The 20,630-nt window shown below is 63.7% G+C and carries 18 protein-coding genes, 1 tRNA gene and 1 pseudogene; 9 read left to right on the plus strand and 11 right to left on the minus strand.

Features of this window, described 5'->3' with window-relative positions; translation table 11 throughout:
• From U1839_RS21795 to U1839_RS21810, 4 genes and pseudogenes are all read left to right on the plus strand, one after another.
• Window positions 1-93, plus strand: a pseudogene (locus tag U1839_RS21795) (IS5/IS1182 family transposase); the annotation flags it as partial.
• 527 nt (window positions 94-620) lie between these two features.
• Window positions 621-845, plus strand: a complete 225-nt coding sequence (locus U1839_RS21800; protein WP_332805680.1) for a hypothetical protein — start codon at window positions 621-623, stop codon at window positions 843-845.
• A gap of 412 nt (window positions 846-1,257) precedes the next feature.
• Window positions 1,258-1,461 carry a helix-turn-helix domain-containing protein gene (locus tag U1839_RS21805; RefSeq protein ID WP_332805723.1) on the plus strand — a complete coding sequence of 68 codons (204 nt, stop codon included), beginning with the start codon at window positions 1,258-1,260 and terminating at the stop codon, window positions 1,459-1,461.
• Between the two features lie 187 nt (window positions 1,462-1,648).
• Window positions 1,649-1,837 carry a hypothetical protein gene (locus tag U1839_RS21810; protein ID WP_332805681.1) on the plus strand — a complete coding sequence of 63 codons (189 nt, stop codon included), beginning with the start codon at window positions 1,649-1,651 and terminating at the stop codon, window positions 1,835-1,837.
• Window positions 1,838-2,000: 163 nt separating this feature from the next.
• On the opposite strand, the gene U1839_RS21815 is transcribed toward U1839_RS21810, so the two are convergent.
• The 5 genes from U1839_RS21815 to U1839_RS21835 form a co-directional block, all read right to left on the minus strand.
• Window positions 2,001-2,276, minus strand: coding sequence for a hypothetical protein (locus tag U1839_RS21815; protein ID WP_332805682.1), 276 nt, complete (start codon window positions 2,274-2,276; stop codon window positions 2,001-2,003).
• A 303-nt stretch (window positions 2,277-2,579) separates the two neighbouring features.
• Window positions 2,580-2,807 carry a hypothetical protein gene (locus tag U1839_RS21820; RefSeq protein ID WP_332805683.1) on the minus strand — a complete coding sequence of 76 codons (228 nt, stop codon included), beginning with the start codon at window positions 2,805-2,807 and terminating at the stop codon, window positions 2,580-2,582.
• A gap of 248 nt (window positions 2,808-3,055) precedes the next feature.
• Window positions 3,056-3,328, minus strand: coding sequence for a hypothetical protein (locus tag U1839_RS21825; protein ID WP_332805684.1), 273 nt, complete (start codon window positions 3,326-3,328; stop codon window positions 3,056-3,058).
• Between the two features lie 210 nt (window positions 3,329-3,538).
• A complete protein-coding gene (locus U1839_RS21830) occupies window positions 3,539-5,056 on the minus strand; it encodes a DUF6538 domain-containing protein (RefSeq protein WP_332805685.1) in 1,518 nt (505 codons plus the stop codon).
• 91 nt (window positions 5,057-5,147) lie between these two features.
• A tRNA-Ala gene (locus U1839_RS21835) sits at window positions 5,148-5,223 on the minus strand.
• Between the two features lie 202 nt (window positions 5,224-5,425).
• On the opposite strand from U1839_RS21835, the gene U1839_RS21840 reads away from it, so the two are divergent.
• The gene (locus tag U1839_RS21840; RefSeq protein WP_332805686.1) at window positions 5,426-6,415 is read left to right on the plus strand and encodes an NADP-dependent oxidoreductase; all 990 of its coding nucleotides are present in this window, start codon (window positions 5,426-5,428) and stop codon (window positions 6,413-6,415) included.
• 21 nt (window positions 6,416-6,436) lie between these two features.
• The gene (locus U1839_RS21845; protein ID WP_332805687.1) at window positions 6,437-6,937 is read left to right on the plus strand and encodes a hypothetical protein; all 501 of its coding nucleotides are present in this window, start codon (window positions 6,437-6,439) and stop codon (window positions 6,935-6,937) included.
• 1 nt (window position 6,938) lies between these two features.
• Here the strand turns inward: U1839_RS21845 and U1839_RS21850 are convergent, their stop codons facing one another.
• Window positions 6,939-8,420 (minus strand): hypothetical protein, encoded by a 1,482-nt coding sequence (locus U1839_RS21850; protein ID WP_332805688.1) that lies wholly within the window; start codon window positions 8,418-8,420, stop codon window positions 6,939-6,941.
• Window positions 8,421-8,428: 8 nt separating this feature from the next.
• Window positions 8,429-9,355, minus strand: coding sequence for a KPN_02809 family neutral zinc metallopeptidase (gene ypfJ / locus U1839_RS21855; RefSeq protein ID WP_332805689.1), 927 nt, complete (start codon window positions 9,353-9,355; stop codon window positions 8,429-8,431).
• A 134-nt stretch (window positions 9,356-9,489) separates the two neighbouring features.
• Between ypfJ and U1839_RS21860 the strand changes: the two genes are divergently transcribed.
• The 3 genes from U1839_RS21860 (at window position 9,490) to U1839_RS21870 (ending at window position 12,156) form a co-directional block, all read left to right on the plus strand.
• The gene (locus U1839_RS21860; protein WP_332805690.1) at window positions 9,490-10,674 is read left to right on the plus strand and encodes a patatin-like phospholipase family protein; all 1,185 of its coding nucleotides are present in this window, start codon (window positions 9,490-9,492) and stop codon (window positions 10,672-10,674) included.
• A 3-nt stretch (window positions 10,675-10,677) separates the two neighbouring features.
• Window positions 10,678-11,463 carry a 3-hydroxybutyrate dehydrogenase gene (locus U1839_RS21865; RefSeq protein ID WP_332805691.1) on the plus strand — a complete coding sequence of 262 codons (786 nt, stop codon included), beginning with the start codon at window positions 10,678-10,680 and terminating at the stop codon, window positions 11,461-11,463.
• Between the two features lie 63 nt (window positions 11,464-11,526).
• The gene (locus tag U1839_RS21870) at window positions 11,527-12,156 is read left to right on the plus strand and encodes a DUF4893 domain-containing protein (protein WP_332805692.1); all 630 of its coding nucleotides are present in this window, start codon (window positions 11,527-11,529) and stop codon (window positions 12,154-12,156) included.
• A 12-nt stretch (window positions 12,157-12,168) separates the two neighbouring features.
• Here the strand turns inward: U1839_RS21870 and U1839_RS21875 are convergent, their stop codons facing one another.
• The 4 genes from U1839_RS21875 to U1839_RS21890 form a co-directional block, all read right to left on the minus strand.
• Window positions 12,169-13,122, minus strand: a complete 954-nt coding sequence (locus U1839_RS21875; protein ID WP_332805693.1) for a cation diffusion facilitator family transporter — start codon at window positions 13,120-13,122, stop codon at window positions 12,169-12,171.
• Window positions 13,123-13,240: 118 nt separating this feature from the next.
• Window positions 13,241-13,912 (minus strand): hypothetical protein, encoded by a 672-nt coding sequence (locus tag U1839_RS21880; RefSeq protein ID WP_332805694.1) that lies wholly within the window; start codon window positions 13,910-13,912, stop codon window positions 13,241-13,243.
• Window positions 13,913-14,002: 90 nt separating this feature from the next.
• A complete protein-coding gene (locus tag U1839_RS21885; protein ID WP_332805695.1) occupies window positions 14,003-17,500 on the minus strand; it encodes a hypothetical protein in 3,498 nt (1,165 codons plus the stop codon).
• Window positions 17,497-20,628, minus strand: a complete 3,132-nt coding sequence (locus tag U1839_RS21890) for a hypothetical protein (RefSeq protein ID WP_332805696.1) — start codon at window positions 20,626-20,628, stop codon at window positions 17,497-17,499. Before U1839_RS21890 ends, U1839_RS21885 begins: the two co-directional genes overlap by 4 nt.
• Window positions 20,629-20,630: the final 2 nt, after the last annotated feature.

Consider the following 20,630-nt stretch of genomic DNA (forward strand, 5'->3'; position numbering starts at 1 on the left):
TGGGAACGATCCATCGAAAGCTCGACCGCATGGGCAACCATCGCCAGCATCCGCATGATCACCCGCAGAATCGCAAGAGTCTCAATCAGTTGAGAAACTTTTGAATCAGGCTCTAAGAGATATGCGTTCATACCTGATATTCGCTGAGGAGGCCCCATTATTCCCGGGGGGGCCACGGGACCATAACTAAGAGCCGTAAGCATCGCGCATCCATGAAGCGTATACATGGGGCGAGATTCCCCCGAAAGCAGCCCAATATGACAAACCCGAGCCCCACCACCGGCATCACCACTGACCCGCGTTTTCAGCTTCACCACGTACAGCCAAGGGCGAACAAGCTGGACGCTCAGCAGCGGCGCTTGTGCAACGCTGACGCGGCCTTCAGGGAGGCTCTGCGGGGCCGGGTGCGAAATGCCGATCGCTTCACAGCTTTCCTTGCCGGGGCGACATCATACATCGTCCTGGGCTCCCAGTGCCACCAATGCGGCAGCCTCATGAAGCGCACCCGGGACAGGTCCTGCCATGGCTGCCACTTGAGCCGGGGCAGGCCCAACTTCGAACGGATAAAGGCAGGGGTCCCGCCAATTGTTGCCCGCAATTTGGATAGCCACCTAGACCTTTTGGAACGAGCCAAGGCTGAGCGCGAAGGGGAATTTGCAGAGATGCAATTTGAGGGGCTGACCGCACGCCGCTTACCAATGGGGAGGCTAGCCGTCACCTTCCCCGATGGTCACCATGAGGACGATCTGGGCAAGCTGCGTTATCCCGAGATAATAAACGCCATCGCTGAATTTCCGATGTTGCGGGACGCCTTGCGCTGGGCTGGATGGACCGTGCCCGGGTAGCGTTCCAATGGGATGTCCTCGCGCAACCAATCATGCGGCTGCCGTTTGGTGTGCCACCTTAGTTGCTAGCGGCGCCGCCCACGGCGCTTTGCCCGCTCTATAAGCGCCTCTCGCTCCTTGATGCAGTGGGCAATGACGGCAGGGGCAAAGTTGAGCAAGTCTCCAGCAGTGATGCTATCATAGATGGTGTGCCCGGGCTGAACGCTTGGGCACGCCTTCCCCGTGTACGAGTCCACCATCGGACCGTAGCCCGGGGCACTAATCATCATGAGCAAAGCTGAAATCACGGGGACCTCCGGGTTAGCACCCCGGCCAATCGCCGCAGCCTATCCCCTCCACGCACCCAAAAAGCCAAAATGTCCACTATAGAGGGTGGAAGCGCTAGCGCGCTCCCCGCCAGTCATTGCGGGCAATGGACCTATGCCGTCGATTTGGATTGAACGTGAAGCGGCTGCGAAAGCAGGCTGGGGTGTCGCAAGAGTCCTTCGCGGACACTGCCGAAATCGCTCGCTCGTATATGTCTGACATCGAGCGCGGCGTCCGTAACCCCACGCTTCAAGTGGTTGCCCGTATTGCCCAAGCTTTAGGGGTTAGTCCCGGCAGCCTTCTCGACTAGATATACGTTGCACACGTCCGTGTAGCCGCTGCACTCAACGCCAAGCCATCGGAATTGTTAGGCGCAGCCGGGTTACAGCACGGGCCTTGCGGCTATGGGGGCCGGATGGGCGCCGATAGCGACAAACGGTGGCGGGCGTCGCAACCGCAGCGCCGCGTCAGTCGTTGCCTTCTGCTTAGGGAAAAGCATGGAGCTTTTTGTGAGACCCGAAGAATTGAAGGCTGTCGAAGCAGTGATCCGAGCCGGGATCGCGCCCACCGTTTTTGCCGTTGCTAAGTTGGACAAGGATCCCCACCGCGACTGCCGATTAATCGCGGCATCGGCTTTGGCGTCCCTGTTCAATGCGGGCTTTACGATCGTTCGCCGCGATGCCTAAGCACGCCGGCAATCACCAGCGAACCGATGGCCGCGATCCACCATTGCTTGGAGGTCACTCCGGTTTCTCTAACGGCTTATGCTTCACCAGTTCTTTCATCGCTCAATGCTGGCAGGCAACTGGCAAGTCCGCAAGCAGTAGAGAACGGACATTGCCTGTCGGCTCAATCGACCCTTCGGACGTGACCACGAAGGTCGTTTAGATGAACAACGAGCATGACGATTTGCGTGGCGGCAAACCCAAGCAGTACTGGCACCGCCACTATCCAGAGAGCCGTTACTCGGTAGGGCCCGGAAAGCAGCGAGGCTGGCACGGCAAGCGCCAGCGCGACCAGCACCCAAGGGAGCGCCTCCTTTGAAGAAGCTACATACCATTGTAGCCGAGACAAGCCGGTTGCTCTTCGTTTCAGATAAGCGAGATATCGTCCCAACAGGCTCATTGAACTCGTCTGACCGTTCCACGGAATTTCTGCAAGTGGGCGGCTGCTGCCCGTCCGCTTTCACATTGCACCCAACACGGCGCCACTGGTGGTAACAAAGCGAGGTACGCAATGTCACCCTGCTCAACATCGTCCGAGTAGCGGCTGCACTCAACGCCAAGCCATCGGAGTTGTTAGACGCGGCCGGACTGTAAAATGGGCCTTGCGGCTATGGGGTCCGATGCGCGCCAATGGCAACAAGTGGTGGAAAGCGGTGGCTCGCCAGTCTCTAAAGGTTTGGCGATTGCTTAGTTTACAAACCCCTCATTTTGAAGATTGGAAGTGCTTTTCGAACACTTCGACGACTGCTCGCATGATCCCTTCATCCCAGATCGAAACCCAGTTGTCCGGGTGCACGTCGATCTGGAACGGGAAATCATCATCTAACGTGACTAGCGCCTCACCTCCCGCCGGGATGTCATATTGGTCGCAGTACGGCTCAATGAAGATCGTCAACGGAGTTGGTAAGTAATTTCGGATCGGGATTTTCACTCCGTCATCTCCACCGGGTTATGCTTCACCAGCTTCCCGAGCCGCTCCTTGAGCGCTCCGGGTCATCATCCGATAGGTTGGCATAAGCGGGCATGTCGGGATTACACCATGTTCTGGCGATGGCGGCAACTGGGGCGCCTGCTGCCCGCCTGCTTTCCGTTCCGAAACCTGCCAGTCCGTTTTCAGGGCAGTCGTTTCGATCGATGGCACCGGGACGGCAACACGTGGTGGGAAGCGGACGTTCCGGTCTAGTCCTCCGCATCCATAATCGGCTGTCGATTTCGCAAGCGGCGAACAATGTGGACGCCGGTAAAACTGAACAGGATGATCCCATAGCTTCCACCAAGGAGCACGGCTGCCGCGATCAGCACGGTGGACCAAAACCGGGTCAGTTCAACGCCGACGAAGCGGACGATGAAGGCAGCAGCGAGTATGTAGAGAAACGCCAGTATGATGCCGCTACCTAAGAAGTAGCCCCGCATGCGTCGGCGAGCGCGTTTCAGGCGTGCAGCTTCCATCATCTTGGGTAGGATGCCAGCGCGTTGCAATGTCCGCAACTGGGCGGCTCCTGCCCGTCCGCTTTTCCTCGCGAAACCGCCAACGCGCCGCTGCTGGTGCTGACAAGGGGTTGAACGCAATGTTATCCCGTTCGACATCATCCGGGTAGCCGCTGCACTCAACGCCGAGCCATCGGACCTGTTATGCGCGGCGGGGCTTTAGCGGGAAGCTGCCTATCTGAGGGTAGGTGGCGGCGCGGGCAGCACAAAGCCCGGAACCCGGTAAAGTGCCATTCCCTCAACCAACTGATGAAGCGTGTGGCCGCTGCCATAATCGTCCGCCGAGTCCGAACTGCTGTGGCCCATAAGCTGCCGCTGTACCCCCTCGACGATGCCGACATGCCGGGCATAGTGTTTGAACGTATGCCGGAATGAGTGAAAAACCATGCGCTTATCGGTGATGCCGCATTCCGCCCTCTTATAGAGGCTGAACCACTCGCCCCATTTTGCGGTCACCCGTCCGTAAACGTTGGCCTTTAGGGCTGGGAATAACCGCTCCTGGCCTGCGCTTTTTGCCGCCGCGACGAACCTTAGAAACCCAAGCCGTTCCAATGTCGCATGGACAGGCACGCATCGCTCGCTTGCCGCGTTCTTGATGCGCAAACCCTCGTTCCGATCCTCTTTGATAACGATCACCCATGCGGCTAGCTCTTGGCCGTCGGCATCGGGATACGCGACCTTGTCCACATCGGACGGCCGCAACTGGCCTAACTCTTCAAGCCGCGCACCCGTGAAGATTGCCAGCAAGGGTAGCCAATAGGCGGCTTCGCCCCGCCCCATCGTCGGGCGCGCACCTTCGCTATATACGGGGCTGGCAAACACCGCATTCAACGACGCGAGATCGAACTCCCTACGCTTGTTCCTCGCGGCGTCGGGGTCGAGCATGGTTATGCCCTTTGCCGGATTGTCGCTGGCGTAGTCATTGTCCATTGCCCAGCTTAGCAGCGTGCCGAGGCGAGAGAGCTTCACGCGGATATTAGCCGGAGACTGCCCCTCAGAGACGAGCTTCGCCTTGAACGCGATTACATCCTTACGGGCGATTTTATGGACCGGCTTGGTGCCGACCCGCTCATAGAACCAACGCGCTACGGCGCGGTGTGTATCAATCCCTTTGGGGTCAACCTTTCGCTCAGCTGCCCATAAATCCACAATAACCCCATCGAGCATGGCGGACTGTCCGTTAGGCGCCACCACGTTGGCAAGGGTCCGGGTCAGCCCCGCCACCGCGTTGCCGTCAAGGATGCTCAGCCGCGCCTCTAATTCCGATATCGTGGAGTCGCGCTGCCTCAGGATATCGCGAGCGACCTGTTCGGTTCGGGTCAATTCCCCCGAGCCCCAATCCATTCGCCGACGGAATATGTCACGCTCGGGCTTGCGTGCGAGTCGGCGGGCCTCGGCCTCGCGGATTTGATCGGCCCGGCTATCGAATTCCTCCTGTTGTGCAGGCGTCAAAGCGGGCCGTTGGAATGGGAGGTTGGCATCCGGCAACGATGCCCGCAACGCATCCTCAGCATCTTCGAGGATGCGGCTCGTCCGAACTCCCTCGATTTGAGCCATTCGTTTTGCGGTTGGGTAGTCCTTGGTCCTAAGGCTGTAGGTCCAGCCGATTTGGCCGATGAACCCTTGCAGGGCAGCGGGGATTACACGCCGAAAATAGTAGGTTGAGCCGCGCTGGCTAAGGTAGTCACACATCGGTTTATCTCCGGTTCCGATGTAACACCCTTCTGTCATTAAGCGCTTGTTTTCCCAAGTTTCTAAGCTGAATTAACAGCTTAGCTACCCGTGGTGGAGCTGAGGGGAATCGAACCCCTGACCTCTGCAGTGCGATTGCAGCGCTCTCCCATCTGAGCTACAGCCCCGCTCCACGGCGCAACGGGCACAGCCCGTCGGGAGCGACGCCTCTAGCTTCCCTTTTCGGGTGATGCAACTGGCCTCCCCTGCCACCGCGCAACTTTCCGCACGACCCGAACACACCGCACATTCGCATCGCCGCGCCCTTTGCGTTGCCCGGCGTGTTGCGCCATACCGCTCCCTCGAAAACACCCCGAAGGAGAGTCGCACATGGCACGCGCATGGAGCCTGAAGTCACGCCCGCACGGCATGCCGGTTCATACCGATTTCGCGATGATCGATCTGCCGGTCGCGGCGCTCAACGAGGGCGAGGTACGCATCGCCAATCGCTGGCTCTCGGTCGACCCCTATATGCGCGGCCGCATGAACGACGTGAAGAGCTATGCCCCGCCCTTCGTCCTCGGCGAGGCGATGCAGGGCGGCGCGGTCGGCGAGGTGGTCGAGAGCCGCGCCGAGAACCTGGCGGTCGGCGACATGGTGCTGCACATGGCCGGCTGGCGCGACGAGGCCGTGCTGCCGGGCAACCAGGTACAGAAGTTGCCGCCGCTCGCCGTGCCGCCCCAGGCATTTCTCGGCCAGCTCGGCATGCCCGGCATGACCGCCTATTTCGGCCTGCTGACCGTCGCCGCAGCGAAGGAAGGCGACGTCGTGTTCGTCTCGGCCGCGGCGGGTGCGGTCGGCTCGACCGTGGTACAGGTCGCCAAGGCGCGCGGCATGACGGTGATCGGCTCGGCCGGAGGCGCCGAGAAATGCGCCTGGGTCGCGTCGCTGGGCGCCGACCATGTCATCGACTACAAGGCCCCGGGCAGCATCGTGAAGAAGCTGATGGCCGCCACGCCGGACGGCATCGACGTCTATTTCGACAATGTCGGCGGCGAGCATCTCGACGCCGCACTGGCGACCGCCAATCTCCACGCGCGCTTCGCGATCTGCGGCATGATCGACATCTATAATGACGGCAAGCCGACCGAACTGCGCTATCTCGCCCGGCTGATCGGCATGCGCATCACGATGACCGGCCTGCTCGTCAGCGACCACATGCACCGCGCGGCCGAATTCTATCAGGAAATGGGCGGCTGGCTCGCCGCGGGCAAGCTCAAGAGCGAGGAGACCGTGTTCGATGGCCTCGACGCCATGCCCGATGCGTTTCTCGGCCTGTTCACCGGCGGCAATACCGGCAAGATGCTGGTCAAGGTCTGAACTCTCGAAAGGATGACGCCGATGTTGCTGCTCCTGCTCGCCGCCGCGCTCGGCCTCGACGATCCGCTCGCGCCGGCGGCGGCAGGAAAACTGCAATGTCACTCACCCGATGTTGCCAACAAGACCTGCAAATCGATCGCAAGCTATCAAACCGGCGCCGACGGCGTCATCCGCAACACCGCGCGCCTGCCGCTGGCCAACGAGCCACCCGTCGCCCTCACCCTGGTCTCGACGGTCACCGTGCGCGACGGCGCGGTATGCGGCTTCATTGCGGCGAGCGATTTCGATCGCGGCATCATCGACGCGAACGGTCAGGCACTCGCGGCGGAAAAGGCGCAGCCGATCATCGCCAAGGTCGCGGCGGCGATGGCACCGTTCATCGGCAAGGAAATCTGCACACGTTACACCGCCAACGGTGCCGCGCTCGTAGCGCACGTAACCATCGACGGCGTGGCACAACCGGCCTTCGACCAGCTGGTGATCTGGGTCGATCCCGCCGAAGGGTATCGCGTCAAAGCATAGGCTAACGCCAGGTTTCCGGTAATGGCTCACCGGGGTCGCGTAGCGGGCCGACATACAGTCCATTGGCCTTGCGTCGATCGAGATATTTCTGCCGCCCCGCCGCGTCGCGCGGGAAGATTGAATCCAGCTGCTCGATATTGTGATCAAGGCGCGAACGCGCGATTGCCGCCTGCCAGGCCGTGTCTGTCACGCCATCCGGCTTGCCTCCGTAGAGCGGGGCGCGCCGTTCGAACGATGTTGCGCGTGTCATCAGGTCCCGAAAGGCATCTGGATCGCTACCGGCCCATCCGTTGATTACCGGGCCAAGCGCTGCCGAAAATGCACCGCGCAGCGCGGGATATCCATCGGGCGGGCCAAATTTGGCCCAGGGCGCACTTCTGATTTGCCAGAAATAATACCAGAAGGCGGCATGCATCATATCGCCGCGTCGCATCAGTTTCGAGATGATCAGCGGCAACATCATGGGATTGACCGATTCCGGGTGAATTTCGGTATAGTGAACCGCGTCCTGACTTTGCTCTTCCGACCCGCCCAGCATCAATTCCAGCTGCTTCTCGGTCAGAACGTCGCGATCCGAATATTCATTGCCGATGAAGCGCAGCGAATTCGCAAAGGCCGGCAGCACCCGGTCGACTTCGAGACAATCGGCACCGTTCGGCGACCGAAATTCGTCCAACCGAACGGCATCTGAAAATATCTTCCGGGCAAAGCCGATTAGGTCCTGATCACTGGTAGCGCCGCCGCTTACTGATGCCGGGTAATCCAGCGAGGTCGAAGCAGAACAGCCGACCAGATCGGCTTGTCCGTCACCATCCGAATCCGGTTCGCGCACGAACAGCGCCAAGGGCGCGCCCCCGGCATTTGGCCAACCGATGAACACAGCACGCATCGAACGCGATTTGGAGCGGTAGCCATCGACCACCGCGATCGGTGTGTCGATCCGCTGCGACGCGTCCACCCCCATTGCCAGCCGCATCAGCTTGTCATGACGGGTGGCGACTTCTCGTCGAACCGTTGCGAAATACGCTGCGTCACCGCTCTTTAGCCCAGCGCCGAGGAGCAGAAGCATGTTGCGACGAATCAAGGGCGCCGATGGTTCTGTGCTCGCCGGCGCCAATTGCGCGGCGGCGCCGGTGAAATCTCCCGCAGCAATGCGCAATTCCGCCGACAGCGATCGCAGATTCGCCATTATCGCGGGATTTTCCGCGCACAGGCCAAGCAGATGATCGGTGCTCGCCAACGCGCCTCGAAGGTGGCCCCGGGCAGCGGGCTGGCTCTCGGCGACGCCCTCGCTGGCATCAAATGTCGACAGTCGTGCGGGCGCCGGTTGCTCATGCGGCGCTTCGACCAAGCTCGGCCAGGCTAATGCCACTTCTGCTCGGCACGAAGCAGTCGGCACGCTTGCATGTGGCACTTGCATGGCGTTGGCGCTCGATACGCCGAGCAACGTGACAAGGACCAGAAAGAAGCCGCCCCGCGCCATTACCGCGCTCAAATCCCCCCGCTGAAGGTATCGCACTGCGCCGGATCGCCCGTGTCGAGCCCCTTGCGCAGCCACGCCATGCGCTGCGCCGAGGTGCCGTGGGTGAAGCTGGCTTCCACCACCCGCCCCTGCGCCTCGCGCTGCAGCGTGTCGTCGCCGATCGCATGCGCCGCCGTCATCCCCTCTTCGAGGTCGCCCGGCTCCATCCGGTCGCGGTTCTTCGCCGCCCACACGCCGGCAAAGCAATCCGCCTGCAGCTCGAGCCGCACCGACAAGGCGTTGCCTTCGGTCTCGCTGGCGCGGCGCTGCGCCGAGGCGACCTTGTCCGAGGTGCCCAGTAGGTTCTGGATATGGTGGCCGAATTCGTGCGCGATGACATAATCCTGCGCGAAATCGCCCTTGGCGCCGAAGCGATTGGCCAGTTCGTCGAAGAAGCTCGTGTCGAGATAGATGCCGCGATCCTGCGGGCAGTAGAACGGCCCCATCGCGCTCTGCGCCGCGCCGCAGCCCGACTGGCCTTCGCTGCCGTAGAACACCAGCTTCGGCCGGGTGAAGCTCTCGCCTGATTGCTGGAAGATCGCCGCCCAGGTCTTGTCGGCCGAGCTCAGCGCATTGCACGCCGCCTTGCTCGCCGCGTTGAGCGTGCAGCTCGATTGCGTGTCATGCCCGCCCTGTGCGCCGCCCGGCGCCCCGACCTGCGCGGTCGGGGCCGACAATTGTCCGCCACCACCGCCGAGCAGGTTGAGCCCGCCGCCGAACACCGCAAAGACGATCAACAGCACCGCCACGCCGCCACAGCCAAAGCGGCTGAACACCAGCGGCAACAGCCCGAGCAGCATCCCGCCGCCCCCGCCGCCGCCGCCGAACCCCAGCCCGCCGCCGCGCCCGCGCTGATCCTCCACATCGATATTGGGATCGAAATCGTCGAGCCGCATGGCATCCTCCCCGCAGGATCATTTACCGTCGCGGCATGAATGCGCGGGGCGGCGCGGGGTTGCAAGGCCGCGCGAATGAGTCGGATGACGGCGATTTCACCAAACGCCCGTTGATCGCAGCGCCGCCCGGGGCCATGAGCGAGGCGATGGCCGACATCGATCACCCGTACCATGGACGCAAAGGGCGCAAGGCCGCCGCGCTGCCGCTGCCCGATTGCGTCGCGCTGGTGCTGCAGGGCGGCGGCGCGCTCGGCAGCTACCAGGCCGGGGTGATCGAGGGGCTCGCGGCAAGCGGCATCGAGATCGACTGGGTCGCCGGAATTTCGATCGGCGCGGTCAACGCCGCAATCGTCGCGGGCAACCCGCCCGAGCGTCGCGTCGAGCGGTTGACCTTGTTCTGGGAGAAGCTGTCGAGCTCGCTGCCCAGCTTCCCGATCTTCCCCAATGATCAGTTGCGCGAGTGGCTGCACGAATGGTCGGCGAGCTTCGTCATGGTCGCCGGCGTGCCGGGCTTCTTCACCCCGCGCGTGGTGCCGCCGTTGATGGCCACGCCCGGTTCACCCGGCGCGCTGAGTTTCTACGATTCGGCGCCGCTCGCAAAGACGCTCGACGCATTGATCGACTGGGACCTTCTCAACACCGGGCCGGTGCGGCTTTCGGTCGGCGCGGTCGACGTCGAGAGCGGCAATTTCAGCTATTTCGACACCACTGAAACGCGCATCGATGCGCGGCACATCATGGCCTCAGGGGCGCTGCCGCCGGGCCTGCCGCCGATCGAGATCGACGGGCGGTTGTGGTGGGATGGCGGCCTGGTCTCCAACACGCCGCTGACACATGTGCTCGACCATCAGACCGATCCGCTGCTCGCCTTCCAGGTCGATTTGTTCGCCGCCGCGACCGAGCGACCCAGAACGATCATGGACGTGATGGCGCGCGAGAAGGAAATCCGCTTCTCCAGCCGCACGCGGCAGATTTCCGCGCAGGTGATGAAGCTGCGCCAGGAACGCGAGGCGATCCGCAAGGTCATCGCCAAGCTGCCGCCGGAACTGCGCGACGACGCCGATGTGCGCGCGCTCGCCGCCCGCGCCGCCGAACAACCGGTCAACCTCGTCCAGCTGATCTACCGCGCCAATGCGTGGGAAGGCGGCAGCCGCGACTTCGAATTCTCGGCCCGTACTATGCGCGAGCATTGGGCCGCCGGCCGCCTCGCCGTCGACGAGAGCATGGCCAATGCCGAGCTCGTCGCCAACAATATCGAAACCGGCCACAGCGCGTCGTTCGACCTCGTGCGCCGCCCGCAACCCCTCGTCACGGAGTAGACCATGTTTCTCAAGGGCAAGACCGCCATCGTCACCGGTTCCACCTCGGGCATCGGCCTGGCCTATGCCAAGGCCTTCGCCGCCGAGGGGGCGAGCGTGGTGATCAACGGCTTCGGCGACGCCGCCGCGATCGAGACCGAACGCACCGCGCTCGAAGCAACCAGCGGCGCCAAGGCGCTGTACGACGCCGCCGACATGACCAAGCCCGAGCAGATCCAGGCGATGGTCATGCGCTGCCATGACGAGATCGGCGGCCCCGACATCATCGTCAACAATGCCGGCATCCAGCACGTCGCGCCGATCGAGGATTTCCCGGCCGACAAGTTCGAGGCGATCATCAAGATCAACCTCACTTCGGCCTGGTACCTGATCCAGGCCGCCGTGCCGCTGATGAAGGCGGCGAAATGGGGCCGCATCATCTCGACCGCCTCGGCGCACAGCCTCGTCGCCAGCCCGAACAAGAGCGCCTATGTCATGGCCAAGCACGGCATTGCCGGCCTGACCAAGACGATCGCGCTCGAAACTGCGACCGCCGGGATCACCGTCAACTGCATCTCGCCCGGTTATGTCTGGACGCCGCTGGTCGAGAGCCAGATCCCGGACACGATGAAGACCCGCGGTCTGACGCGCGAGCAGGTGATGAACGACGTGCTGCTCGCCGCGCAGCCGACCAAGGAGTTCGTCACGCCGGAACAGGTCGCCGCGCTCGCGCTGTTCCTGTGCCGCGACGAGGCGAAATCGATCACCGGTGCCAATCTCTCGGTCGATGGAGGGTGGACCGCTGCCTGATCGCCATGGCCAGCGCGCCCGGCACGGCGTAGAGTGCATCACTGCCCAACGAAAAACGGTCGCGTGAACAGATCAGCCCTTACCCTCGCTCTATGCGCCGCCGTGTCGCTCGGCGCGTGCCATCGCCGCGACAGCCATGTCGCAAGCGCGCCGGCACCAGCCGACTGGCACCGCGTCGTCACCGATGCCGATCGCGAGCGCCTGCGCACCTGGCGCGAGAGTTGGGTCACCGCCCTTGCCAAGGCACGCGCCGCCGGACGCGGCGGCCAGATCGACGCGCTCGGCGCGCTGTTCGATCCCGACCGCGCCATGGCCGATGGCCCGATTCCGCCGCCCGGCCATTATCATTGCAAGGTCTACAAGATCGGCGCCAACGGCCCGGCGATGCAGGACTTCACGGTCTATCCCGCCGCCGATTGCGCGGTCGAGGCCGAGGGCGAGGTCTCGAGCCTCTACAAGGTCGCCGGGCCGCAGCGCCCGGTCGGCCTGTTGTTCAACGACGTGCCGGGTCGCGCGGTGTTTCTCGGTACGCTGGTGCTCGGCGACGAGACCAAGCCGATGGTCTATGGCCAGGACACGCAGCGCGATCTCGCCGGCTATGTCGAACGCATCGGCCCGAAACGCTGGCGGATGATCTTCCCGTCGCCGCGCTTCGAATCGCTGCTCGACGTGGTGGAGTTGACGCCGGCCTGATCGCAGGCTCCGTCAGGGCTCCACCGGCGTCGGCCGCAGGATCGCCGCGTCCTCGCGCTTCTCGGGCCGGATATAGATCGACGACAATTCCGGGATCGCCTGTTTGAGCGTGGTCTCGATTCCCTCGATCATCGTTTCCGCCTCGCCCATCGTCAGGCTGTCGCGAAAATCGGCGCTGATCGCGACGAAGATGCTGGTCGGCGCGGTGTGGATCGTGCGGACATGGTTGACCGAGGTGATCGCCGGATGCCCGTCGACGATCGCGTGAACCCGCGCGACGATCTCCGGATCGGCGCCCTCGCCGATCAGCAGCCCCTTGGCCTCGCGCGCGAGGAAAGCCGCGACCACGCCGAGCAGCACGCCGATGACGATCGACGCCACGCCATCGATCCGCGGATCGTTATATTCATGGCTGGCCCAGATGCCGATCCCGGCGATCACCAGCCCGGCCAGCGCGGCGCTGTCCTCGAACAACACGATGAAACCCGCCGGATCCTTCGAGCGCCGCACCGCGCCCCACCAGCTGCCCTTGCGGTTGGTCGCGGCGAACTCGCGCATCGCGACGAACCATGATCCGCCCTCCATCGCCAGCGCGACGCCGAGCACGATATAGTTGATCAGCGGGCTGGTCAGCGGCTCGGGGTCCTTGATGTGGACCAGCCCCTCATAGATCGACACGCCGGCGCCGACCGCGAAGATCAGGATCGCGACGACGAAGCTCCAGAAATACAGCTCGCGGCCATAGCCGAACGGATGCGCCTCGTCGGGCGGCTTGCGTCCCTGCTTCTGGCCGTAGAGGAGGAGTATCTGGTTGACGCTGTCGACGACCGAATGGAAGCCTTCGGTGAGCATCGACGACGATCCCGTGATCCCCGCCGCGATGAACTTTGCCACCGCGATGCCGAGATTGGCGGCGAGCGCCGACAACAGAACGAGGTTGGATTCGCCTTCTTTGACCGCCGACACTGTAGCTTGCTCCCGGTTGCCCGTCGGCGCCTAGCGCACGAAGCGTTATTGTCCAGCCGCGCATCCGCGAAAAAGAACGCGCGATCGAGCGCGCGACTGTTTTTCTACAGACGGCACTTTAGCGCGAAAACGCCGTCCAGGCAGATGTTCCCCCGGATCGTTCCATCGGCGGAAACAGCGCCAAGGGAGAGTCGCCCGCCGTCACGCAGTCATAGCCATAGACGGGCGCTCCGGCGCCAAGCCTGAAGCCATAGTCGGGAAACCCATCATGCTGGGCGGAAAGGATATAGTGCGTCACGCTGCCGGTCATGCGCAGTCCGAGCACGAATTTGGCGTCGATTGCCGGTGCTGCCGGCACCAGCGGATTGGCGGCGTTGACGGTTAGCGTCAGGCCGTGCGTGGCGCCGGGCGGCGGGGTCCAGGCAACGCCAAGCGACGTGTCGTTGACCACGGCCTGACCGGTTTTGGTCGGCACGGCGCCTGGCTTTATCCCGACGAACCAGCTTGGCTTGCCGGCCAGCGCGACGGCATCCGGCGCGGCATATTGCCTGGTCGCGCCGAGGAAACGAGTCGTGACCGACATTGCCGCCGCTCCAGACCTGGCAAGGTCGATGGTGCCCTCGATCAGCGCCTTGACGCCGCCGCCAAACAACAGGCCGCCATAAAGCACGCCGCTCGACGGGATCGCGACACGCAACTGAAAGGGCACGATCGCCGTTGCCGGCCGTGCAAAGGCGGGCGAGGCGACGACCAGCACGCTACCGAGCATCACCTGCCGGCGGCTCGCCATATGCCCTGCCCTGTTCCCCATCGTCGCTATGCCCCTCATCGATCGGCTGATGTCATTTGTTCGTGGTCGGCCTCGCGCTGCCATTGCCGCCTACAGCCGGTGCACCTGCAACTTGTCCTCGCCAGTATCGACAACGACCAGGTTCTTGCGCAGCACGAGGACACGACCGAGGCGTACGCGGAGCAATTCGGCCCCGGTATCGAGCGACAATATCACCGTCTCGTCGCCGTCCGGCTTCGCCAGCAGCTTGCCCTCGCGATCGACCATCACGAGATTTCTCGTGTCGATCTGCACCGGCCCGTCTTCGGTCCGCCCCTGATCACCGGTGCGCAGACGCGTGCTGATGGCGGTGGCCGCGGCATAGACGTTGATGCCCGAGCACGCCGGGCAGGCCGACCGTTGTCCCCCGCCCGGCAACAGGCGGATGAGATCGGCGCCCGGGCCGCTGCTGTCCGATGGGTTCAGCAGTACCAGCACGCTTCCGTCGGGCATGACGCTGCTTTCACCGATCATCCCGATACCGGGTTGGATGCCCCCGTCGATCCACGCGCCGTTGCGGAGCCATTTGATCCGAAACTGCGAAGCCTGCGGCGTGGTCGGCTCGCGCGTCAGAATAGTCGGCTTGTCGCCGTCAACCACGGTGGCGGACATGCAGTCGAACGCATCTGCCTTTTCCAGAACCGGCTTGCCGTCCCGAAAACTATAGAGCTCCGAAGGCAAAGCGCCGGGCGGCAGGCTGAGCGGCAGCGGCAGGACTGTCCCCGCCTGGGCCCGGCCAAGCAGGCTGACACACAGACCGATCGCACCGCGCCCACCCGAGCTCGCCAACGAACCGGTCGTCGTCATCAGCGATCGTTGCAGCGACAGACGATCGGGCGATTCCACCAGATAGTGCAGATCGGGCGGCGGAAAGAACGGATAGCCCGGCGGGACGGGAAAAGCCTGCGGGGGATTGTCATGCACAATCTTGGCGATCGCACCCGCGACCCGGCTTCGGTCTGCCGCGCCCAGATCGCCGAAGGTCGCTGTCTGCACCAGCGTCGCCTTGCGATAGATTTCGATCGCGACCGGCGGCTTTAACGCAAAGAAGGGAGTCGCGCCGCCGGATGGCGGAGGCGCGAAACGCACCGCAGCCCAGCCATCGACGCCGTCGATGCCAAAGGGTCTGCCGAGCGCCGCACCGATCGGCGTGGCACGCCCCGTCGCGAGATCAGTTACCACCGATTCCGAAAAATTGAGATCCGACGACAGCAAGGTCTGACCGCTGTTCAGCAACGTCGATTCAAAGAATCGCGTCCCGGGAAGAAAGACAATCGTCTGCGACGCCGCCACGGCCTCGCCAAGCTGACGCGGAATAGCCCGCCGCGCCGATTTGGCCACCCGCGGTGTGGCGCCCGGGGTCACGCCCGAAAAGGCGAACTCCATCTTCGGCGCGGACGCATAAACGGAATCCGTCATGCCCAGGGGATAGGCTTTGGTCTCGGCGCGCGCCGTGTCCATCACGAGCAAGCGAGAACCATCGAAATCGGCAACCGACAGAAAGTCCTTGTCCAGCCATTGCATGTTCAGGAATTCGGTCGGCATTTGCGGCTTGGAACTGCGCGGGGGGAGCTTGATTTTGCCCACGGCGCTGCCGGCACAGCTGAAGAGTTCGGCGTCCATGTCGGATCGGACGACGAGGATCCGCCCGTCTGCGGTGAAGGTCGGATAAGCCATTTTGGGCAAACCGAAACTCGGGAATGGTGTCGATGGCGCGGCGGGCGGCACTGCGGTCAGGGAAAGGCTGACTCGCCCCCCGTCGAGCCGCACCAGCGTCACGCTGATGACCGCCGGACCGCCATTATTCTCCATCTTGGCGATGGCGACTCCGCAATTTGCCGGCCCGGCGACAATTTTCAGCGAGCCGAAATTGGCCCCGCCGTTAACGGGCAGGGCGACGGTCTGAACGAGCGACGGAACGCCGCCGACAATTTTGTAAATCTGCAACGTATCGTTGCAATAGGTAGCTGCGAGCTCGCCGGAACGCGCGATGCTCCCCAACACGAAGGGTTGAACGGTAAGCGCGGTCGGTCGCCCCAGTCCCGGTGGCAGGATGACGTCGGGACACCGCGCCGCTCCCTTGAACGAGAGCGGCGTGATCGTTCCATTCGCCGCAAAATGGGTCGCGGTACCGCCAGCATTGATCGTGATCGCCGCGCCGCCGGCGACCTCCAGCCCCCAACGTTGTCGGCTCAACAGCGGCCCCGGCTGCGCGACCGCATCGGGCGCAAGGCTGCGCCACTGGAACGCTATCCCGTTGCGCGATTCGAGTACCTTTTGATCGACCGGATCCCAGGCAAGCGGCACCGCGTCGGCGATCCATGGACTGTCGTCGGCGGCGGCCCCAAGCGTCGGCGTGCGATAACCGTCCGCCCAATCGAGCAACTGCAGGCTCTTGCCATCCGGACTCTCGAACGCGCCACGGGCCCTGACCATTTCGGGGGCAAGGTCGCGCGCACGCTGAAACGCCGCGATCGCGTCAGCCAGCGCCGCCGGCGTGCGTGTACCGCGTAACAGTCGCGCGCGGCGCACGAGGGTATCGGAAAGGAAATCGCGACGGCCAACCGCCTCGAACAATTCTATCGACTTGGCGTAATAAGCCAACGCATCCTCGACCGCGGTCGGACTCACGCCGCCACTGGCGACCAGACCGGCATCCGCACGCCCGACATAGGCCTTAGCCAACAGGAATCGCGAGTGCGAATCGGTCTTCGCCTCGAGATCGTTGATCACCTTGTTGAGCACCGCGTCGGCCTGGGCATTCAGTCCCACGGCGCGAAAGAAATTGGCCAACGCCATGGCATTGGCGGGGTCTCCGGGCGCGATCTCCATGGCCTTGCGGACGAGCGTTTCATAGGAGCTGCGCAACGCGACATTCGCCAGCGGGAAACGCGAAGCCGCATAACTGCGCAGCGCGCCCGCCGTCTGTTCCGGGCGGCTTTGCAGCAGGGCCTGATCGAGGACTTCGGCCGACGTGGCCAGATCGGCTGTCGGCTTGGTTCCGGTAAGCCAGCTGGAAAAGGCATCCGCGCGTGCCGTTGCGTCGATCGTCAGGCTGACCGTGTAGCTTCCGGCGCTGCGCGCCGGGTCGATCGCGGTGCCGACACCGGCCAGGCTCGCAACCACTTCATAGCGTTTGCCGAAGTCGGTCGTATCGACCGGCACCGTCAGCCCGGAAAACTGGGCATTGACCACCTGGCTGGCGATGACCTGGCCCGAACCGATCGCGCGAATCTGGATCAGGACGGGTGCGCTATCCGGCCCGTTCCAATGGTGCTCGGTCCAGTCGATATTTTTGCACGACAGGCCGAACCAGCTGCAATCGCGGCGGTGCTTCTGTTCGAAATTGATGTCGACCTGGCCGGTAACGGTAATGCGCACCTTGTGACCGGGGCGCAGGACGGCATCGGGCGACGGTGTGACGAGCCTCGCTGCGCTCCAGTCTGCGCTGACCGATCCGGTCACGGAAAGGTCGCTCGCGCGGGCGCTGGTCGCGCTCGCAGCCGCGGCGATTCCCGCAACGACAATGGCGATCCGTTGCCAGATCACGGCCGGTTCTCCGCCAATGTGCAAGTAGATCCCCCGTCCAGCTTGGAGAGCAGGCCGTTGCTGTCGCGACGGAGCAGCAGTCGCACGTCCGACATTTCGATGCCGCGCGGGTCGGCCTGACCGGCACATTGGACCGTCGCGGTCGGCAACCGTGCATCGACCGGGATCGCGTTACGGGGATGCTGATAGAAGAAGGTCAGTTCCAGCGACTGCTTTGCGGGATCGAAGGAAGCCGGGAGCGATATCTGATACAGGCCGAACAGCGCATAGCCCTCGAGCGGCCCCAGCTTGGGACTGGTGCTCCACCTGGTCTGGAGATCGTTGCGGCGCTCGCTCAGGGCCGACGCGTCATCGATGAAATCGGGCGTGAAGGAGTCCGACGAGTCGAAGGTTTCGGTCTGCCCTTGGCCATCGACCATCAGAAAGCCTAGCCCGGAATGACGAATGCGGATGTTGAGGGGTGAGCTTGTCCTATCGGTCTGTCGATTGCGCACCACACCGGCCACGCTCACCAGTCGCAACCCCTCCAGATCGCCAAGGTCGGGCAGATGCCGCGGGAGCAGGGTAAAGGACAGTTCACGTGTCGCCCCGGCCGGGGGAATATCACCGAGCAGCTCGTCGAGACTGACCTTCTCGGTGACCTCGACGATGCCAACATCGCGCGCGTTGTTGTCACAACCCAGCGTGTTGCAGACCTGGGTCGCCACCGTGGCGAGGCGATTCCAATGCTGCGACAGTTGATCCAGATCGCGCCGTTGGCCCTCGGAATTGCGCGCGAACCAGTCGTACAGCTGGATATCGGGATCGAGCGCGAGACGCGCCGTCCGCGGGTCGCCGCGCAAGAGATTTTCGATCCGCGACCCGGCTGAGCCGATCTGACCGGTCCATAGCGCCAGCGACTGATCGAGCCGGTCATATTGCTCGCGCATCAACTCGGCCAGATAGTAGCTGAGCGGCAAGCGGCTGCGGATCTTGGCCGCCAGCTCGGTCTGCACCTGGCCATCCTCGCGCAGCGCCGCCTGCAATATCTGCGAGCGGCTTGCGGCCATCGCGTTGCGCAGCTGGGCGGATCGCTGGGCGAGCTGCGCGAGGCTTTCGTCGCGATCAACGTCAAGCCGCAGCGGCGCCAGATGCAGCAACTCGACCGACAGCGATCGGTCTTCCTTGTCGAGCCGGTCCGCCTGGTCGGCAAGGGCCGAGAGCTCGCTCATGCCGCGCAATGCCTGCAACGCAATGCTCGCCGCGACGCCATAAGGCCCCGCTGCCGCAAGCGCGTTGAGTGCCGCCTGTTCCGCCGGCGATGGCGGGGTCGTGAGATCCGGAACGGGTGCCGCGGTCGCTGGCGCCAGGACGGTCCTCCGCGCCAGATCGCCGCCCAGCGACAAACTCGCCAGCCCCCGCGCCAGTTCGCCTGCCGCCGGTGAGTCCACCGGCCCGGTAATTGCCTGGAAGGCGGCGCCGGCGTCGGGTGCTGCCAGCGTCCTGAGCTTGTCATTCACGACCCGGTCGAACGTCGCGTCGGGCAGCAGGTCCAGCAAGCGGCCCATTGCCAGACCCTGCTGCTCGTCGAGTCGCTTGAGCACGGCATTGACATCCTGCCGCAGGACGGCGCGCTGCTGCTCGACCGGGCGCCGTATCAGGGTGTTGGCGAGCTCCGGCAGGCTGAACCGCGCGACTTGCTGCCCCGTTGCCGGGTTCACGATTTGCACCGCGCCGCCCGACGAGACCGTCACCGGGGCGCCGGTCAGGCCGCGTGCCTGCAACTGCGTGATGAGGAACTTGCGGCAGTCTGCCAGCACCTTGCACGGCGAACCCAGCAGCACCGCCACCGCGACGATCGCGACCGGATCCTTGAGCGCCTGATCGACGACGCTTTCGCTCCACGCCTTGCTGATCCAGACCAAGGCTCTGGTCTGGTCGTCCACGGTGCGCGCCGCGGCGATCGTCGCGCTCAGTGCCAGCGCATAATGCGCATCGAATTGCTCTGACGCCGTATCCAGCAGCCCGGCGACGACCGGTCGTACCGCGTCGGAAATCTTTGCCGTGCTGCGGACGAATTCGATCACCTGCCCGCGAAGTTGCGTACCCTTGCGCGCGAGCGTGACGACCGCCTTGAGATCGGCGTTCTCGCGCACGGACGCCAGCATCTTTGCCTGCACCTCAGGCGGCAGATTCTGGAAGACGGTCGTCCCGGCCTCCAGCACCTTCGACACGTCGCCCGACTGAATCGCCCGGAACAGCAACGCGCCCTCGTTGGCGCGCGCGACGAGGTTCGTCACCTTGCCTTGCAGCGCGGTATAATCCTGCGCCGCCAGCCGCGCGTCCTCGGCAAAGCTTCCCAGCGACTTTGTCAGCGCCGGGTCGGCCGACCCATAGGCGGTGACCGCAAGGTTGAGCGCCGAATCGACATCCCCGCGGGACGCGGCATCGACCAGTTCCACCGCATTGGGCGGCAGGCCGACCGCCTGCTGGACCGCGCTCAGCAGCAGCTTGTTCATGCCGGCCTGATTGGCATCCAGTTGCGACAAAACGCTTTCGCGCTCGGCCGCGATGGCTTGCTGGCGTTGGGCGATGGCACCGACGCGGTCCTCGATCATCGTGCGCCGCAACCCCGCATTCCGCAGGTTGGTGTCGGCAACCTGCCCATCGAGCACCGCAACCACCTTTTGCTCCTGCTCCTGCAGCGCGGACCGTTCGTCCTGCAAGGCGCTGCGATTGTTGTTCGCGATCTTCGTCGCCAGGTCGTCGATCTTGACGACCTCGTTCTGGAACTGGGTCGCCGTCTCGGAAAACTGCGTCATGGCGAGCACGGGGCTGATCGGTCGCATCTGGTGCTCGAAGCCCCAGAAACTGGCGTTGGAATCGAGCAGCAGTCTGCGATAGCCGATTTCGGCCTTGAGCAGTTGCACCTGCTCCTCGGTCACCAGCCCCGCCACGGGTTTCAACACGTCGGCCTGTACCGAGGCCGTGTTGTAATTGCCGCGCGCGGCATCCCGCTGGTTGTTCAGGAATTGCTCGTCCGCAAGAATCCGATAGGTGTTTGCAAGTTCATACGAAATCTCTTCACGGCTCAGCGGCGCAACTTCCTGCGCATGGGCAGGCGCGGCCAGAAGCGAGCTGCTCGCCAATG

Origin of the sequence: Parasphingomonas halimpatiens (assembly GCF_036663795.1) — a bacterium.
Lineage (GTDB): Bacteria > Pseudomonadota > Alphaproteobacteria > Sphingomonadales > Sphingomonadaceae > Sphingomonas.

Bases quoted from the DNA above. Each gene is read 5' to 3' on its own strand.
- U1839_RS21805 (WP_332805723.1), top strand. From the start codon at position 1,258: ATGGACCTATGCCGTCGATTTGGATTGAACGTGAAGCGGCTGCGAAAG.
- U1839_RS21810 (WP_332805681.1), top strand. From the start codon at position 1,649: ATGGAGCTTTTTGTGAGACCCGAAGAATTGAAGGCTGTCGAAGCAGTG.
- U1839_RS21815 (WP_332805682.1), bottom strand. From the start codon at position 2,276: ATGAGCCTGTTGGGACGATATCTCGCTTATCTGAAACGAAGAGCAACC.
- U1839_RS21825 (WP_332805684.1), bottom strand. From the start codon at position 3,328: ATGATGGAAGCTGCACGCCTGAAACGCGCTCGCCGACGCATGCGGGGC.
- U1839_RS21830 (WP_332805685.1), bottom strand. From the start codon at position 5,056: ATGTGTGACTACCTTAGCCAGCGCGGCTCAACCTACTATTTTCGGCGT.
- U1839_RS21840 (WP_332805686.1), top strand. From the start codon at position 5,426: ATGGCACGCGCATGGAGCCTGAAGTCACGCCCGCACGGCATGCCGGTT.
- U1839_RS21845 (WP_332805687.1), top strand. From the start codon at position 6,437: ATGTTGCTGCTCCTGCTCGCCGCCGCGCTCGGCCTCGACGATCCGCTC.
- U1839_RS21850 (WP_332805688.1), bottom strand. From the start codon at position 8,420: ATGGCGCGGGGCGGCTTCTTTCTGGTCCTTGTCACGTTGCTCGGCGTA.
- ypfJ (WP_332805689.1), bottom strand. From the start codon at position 9,355: ATGCGGCTCGACGATTTCGATCCCAATATCGATGTGGAGGATCAGCGC.
- U1839_RS21860 (WP_332805690.1), top strand. From the start codon at position 9,490: ATGAGCGAGGCGATGGCCGACATCGATCACCCGTACCATGGACGCAAA.
- U1839_RS21865 (WP_332805691.1), top strand. From the start codon at position 10,678: ATGTTTCTCAAGGGCAAGACCGCCATCGTCACCGGTTCCACCTCGGGC.
- U1839_RS21880 (WP_332805694.1), bottom strand. From the start codon at position 13,912: ATGGCGAGCCGCCGGCAGGTGATGCTCGGTAGCGTGCTGGTCGTCGCC.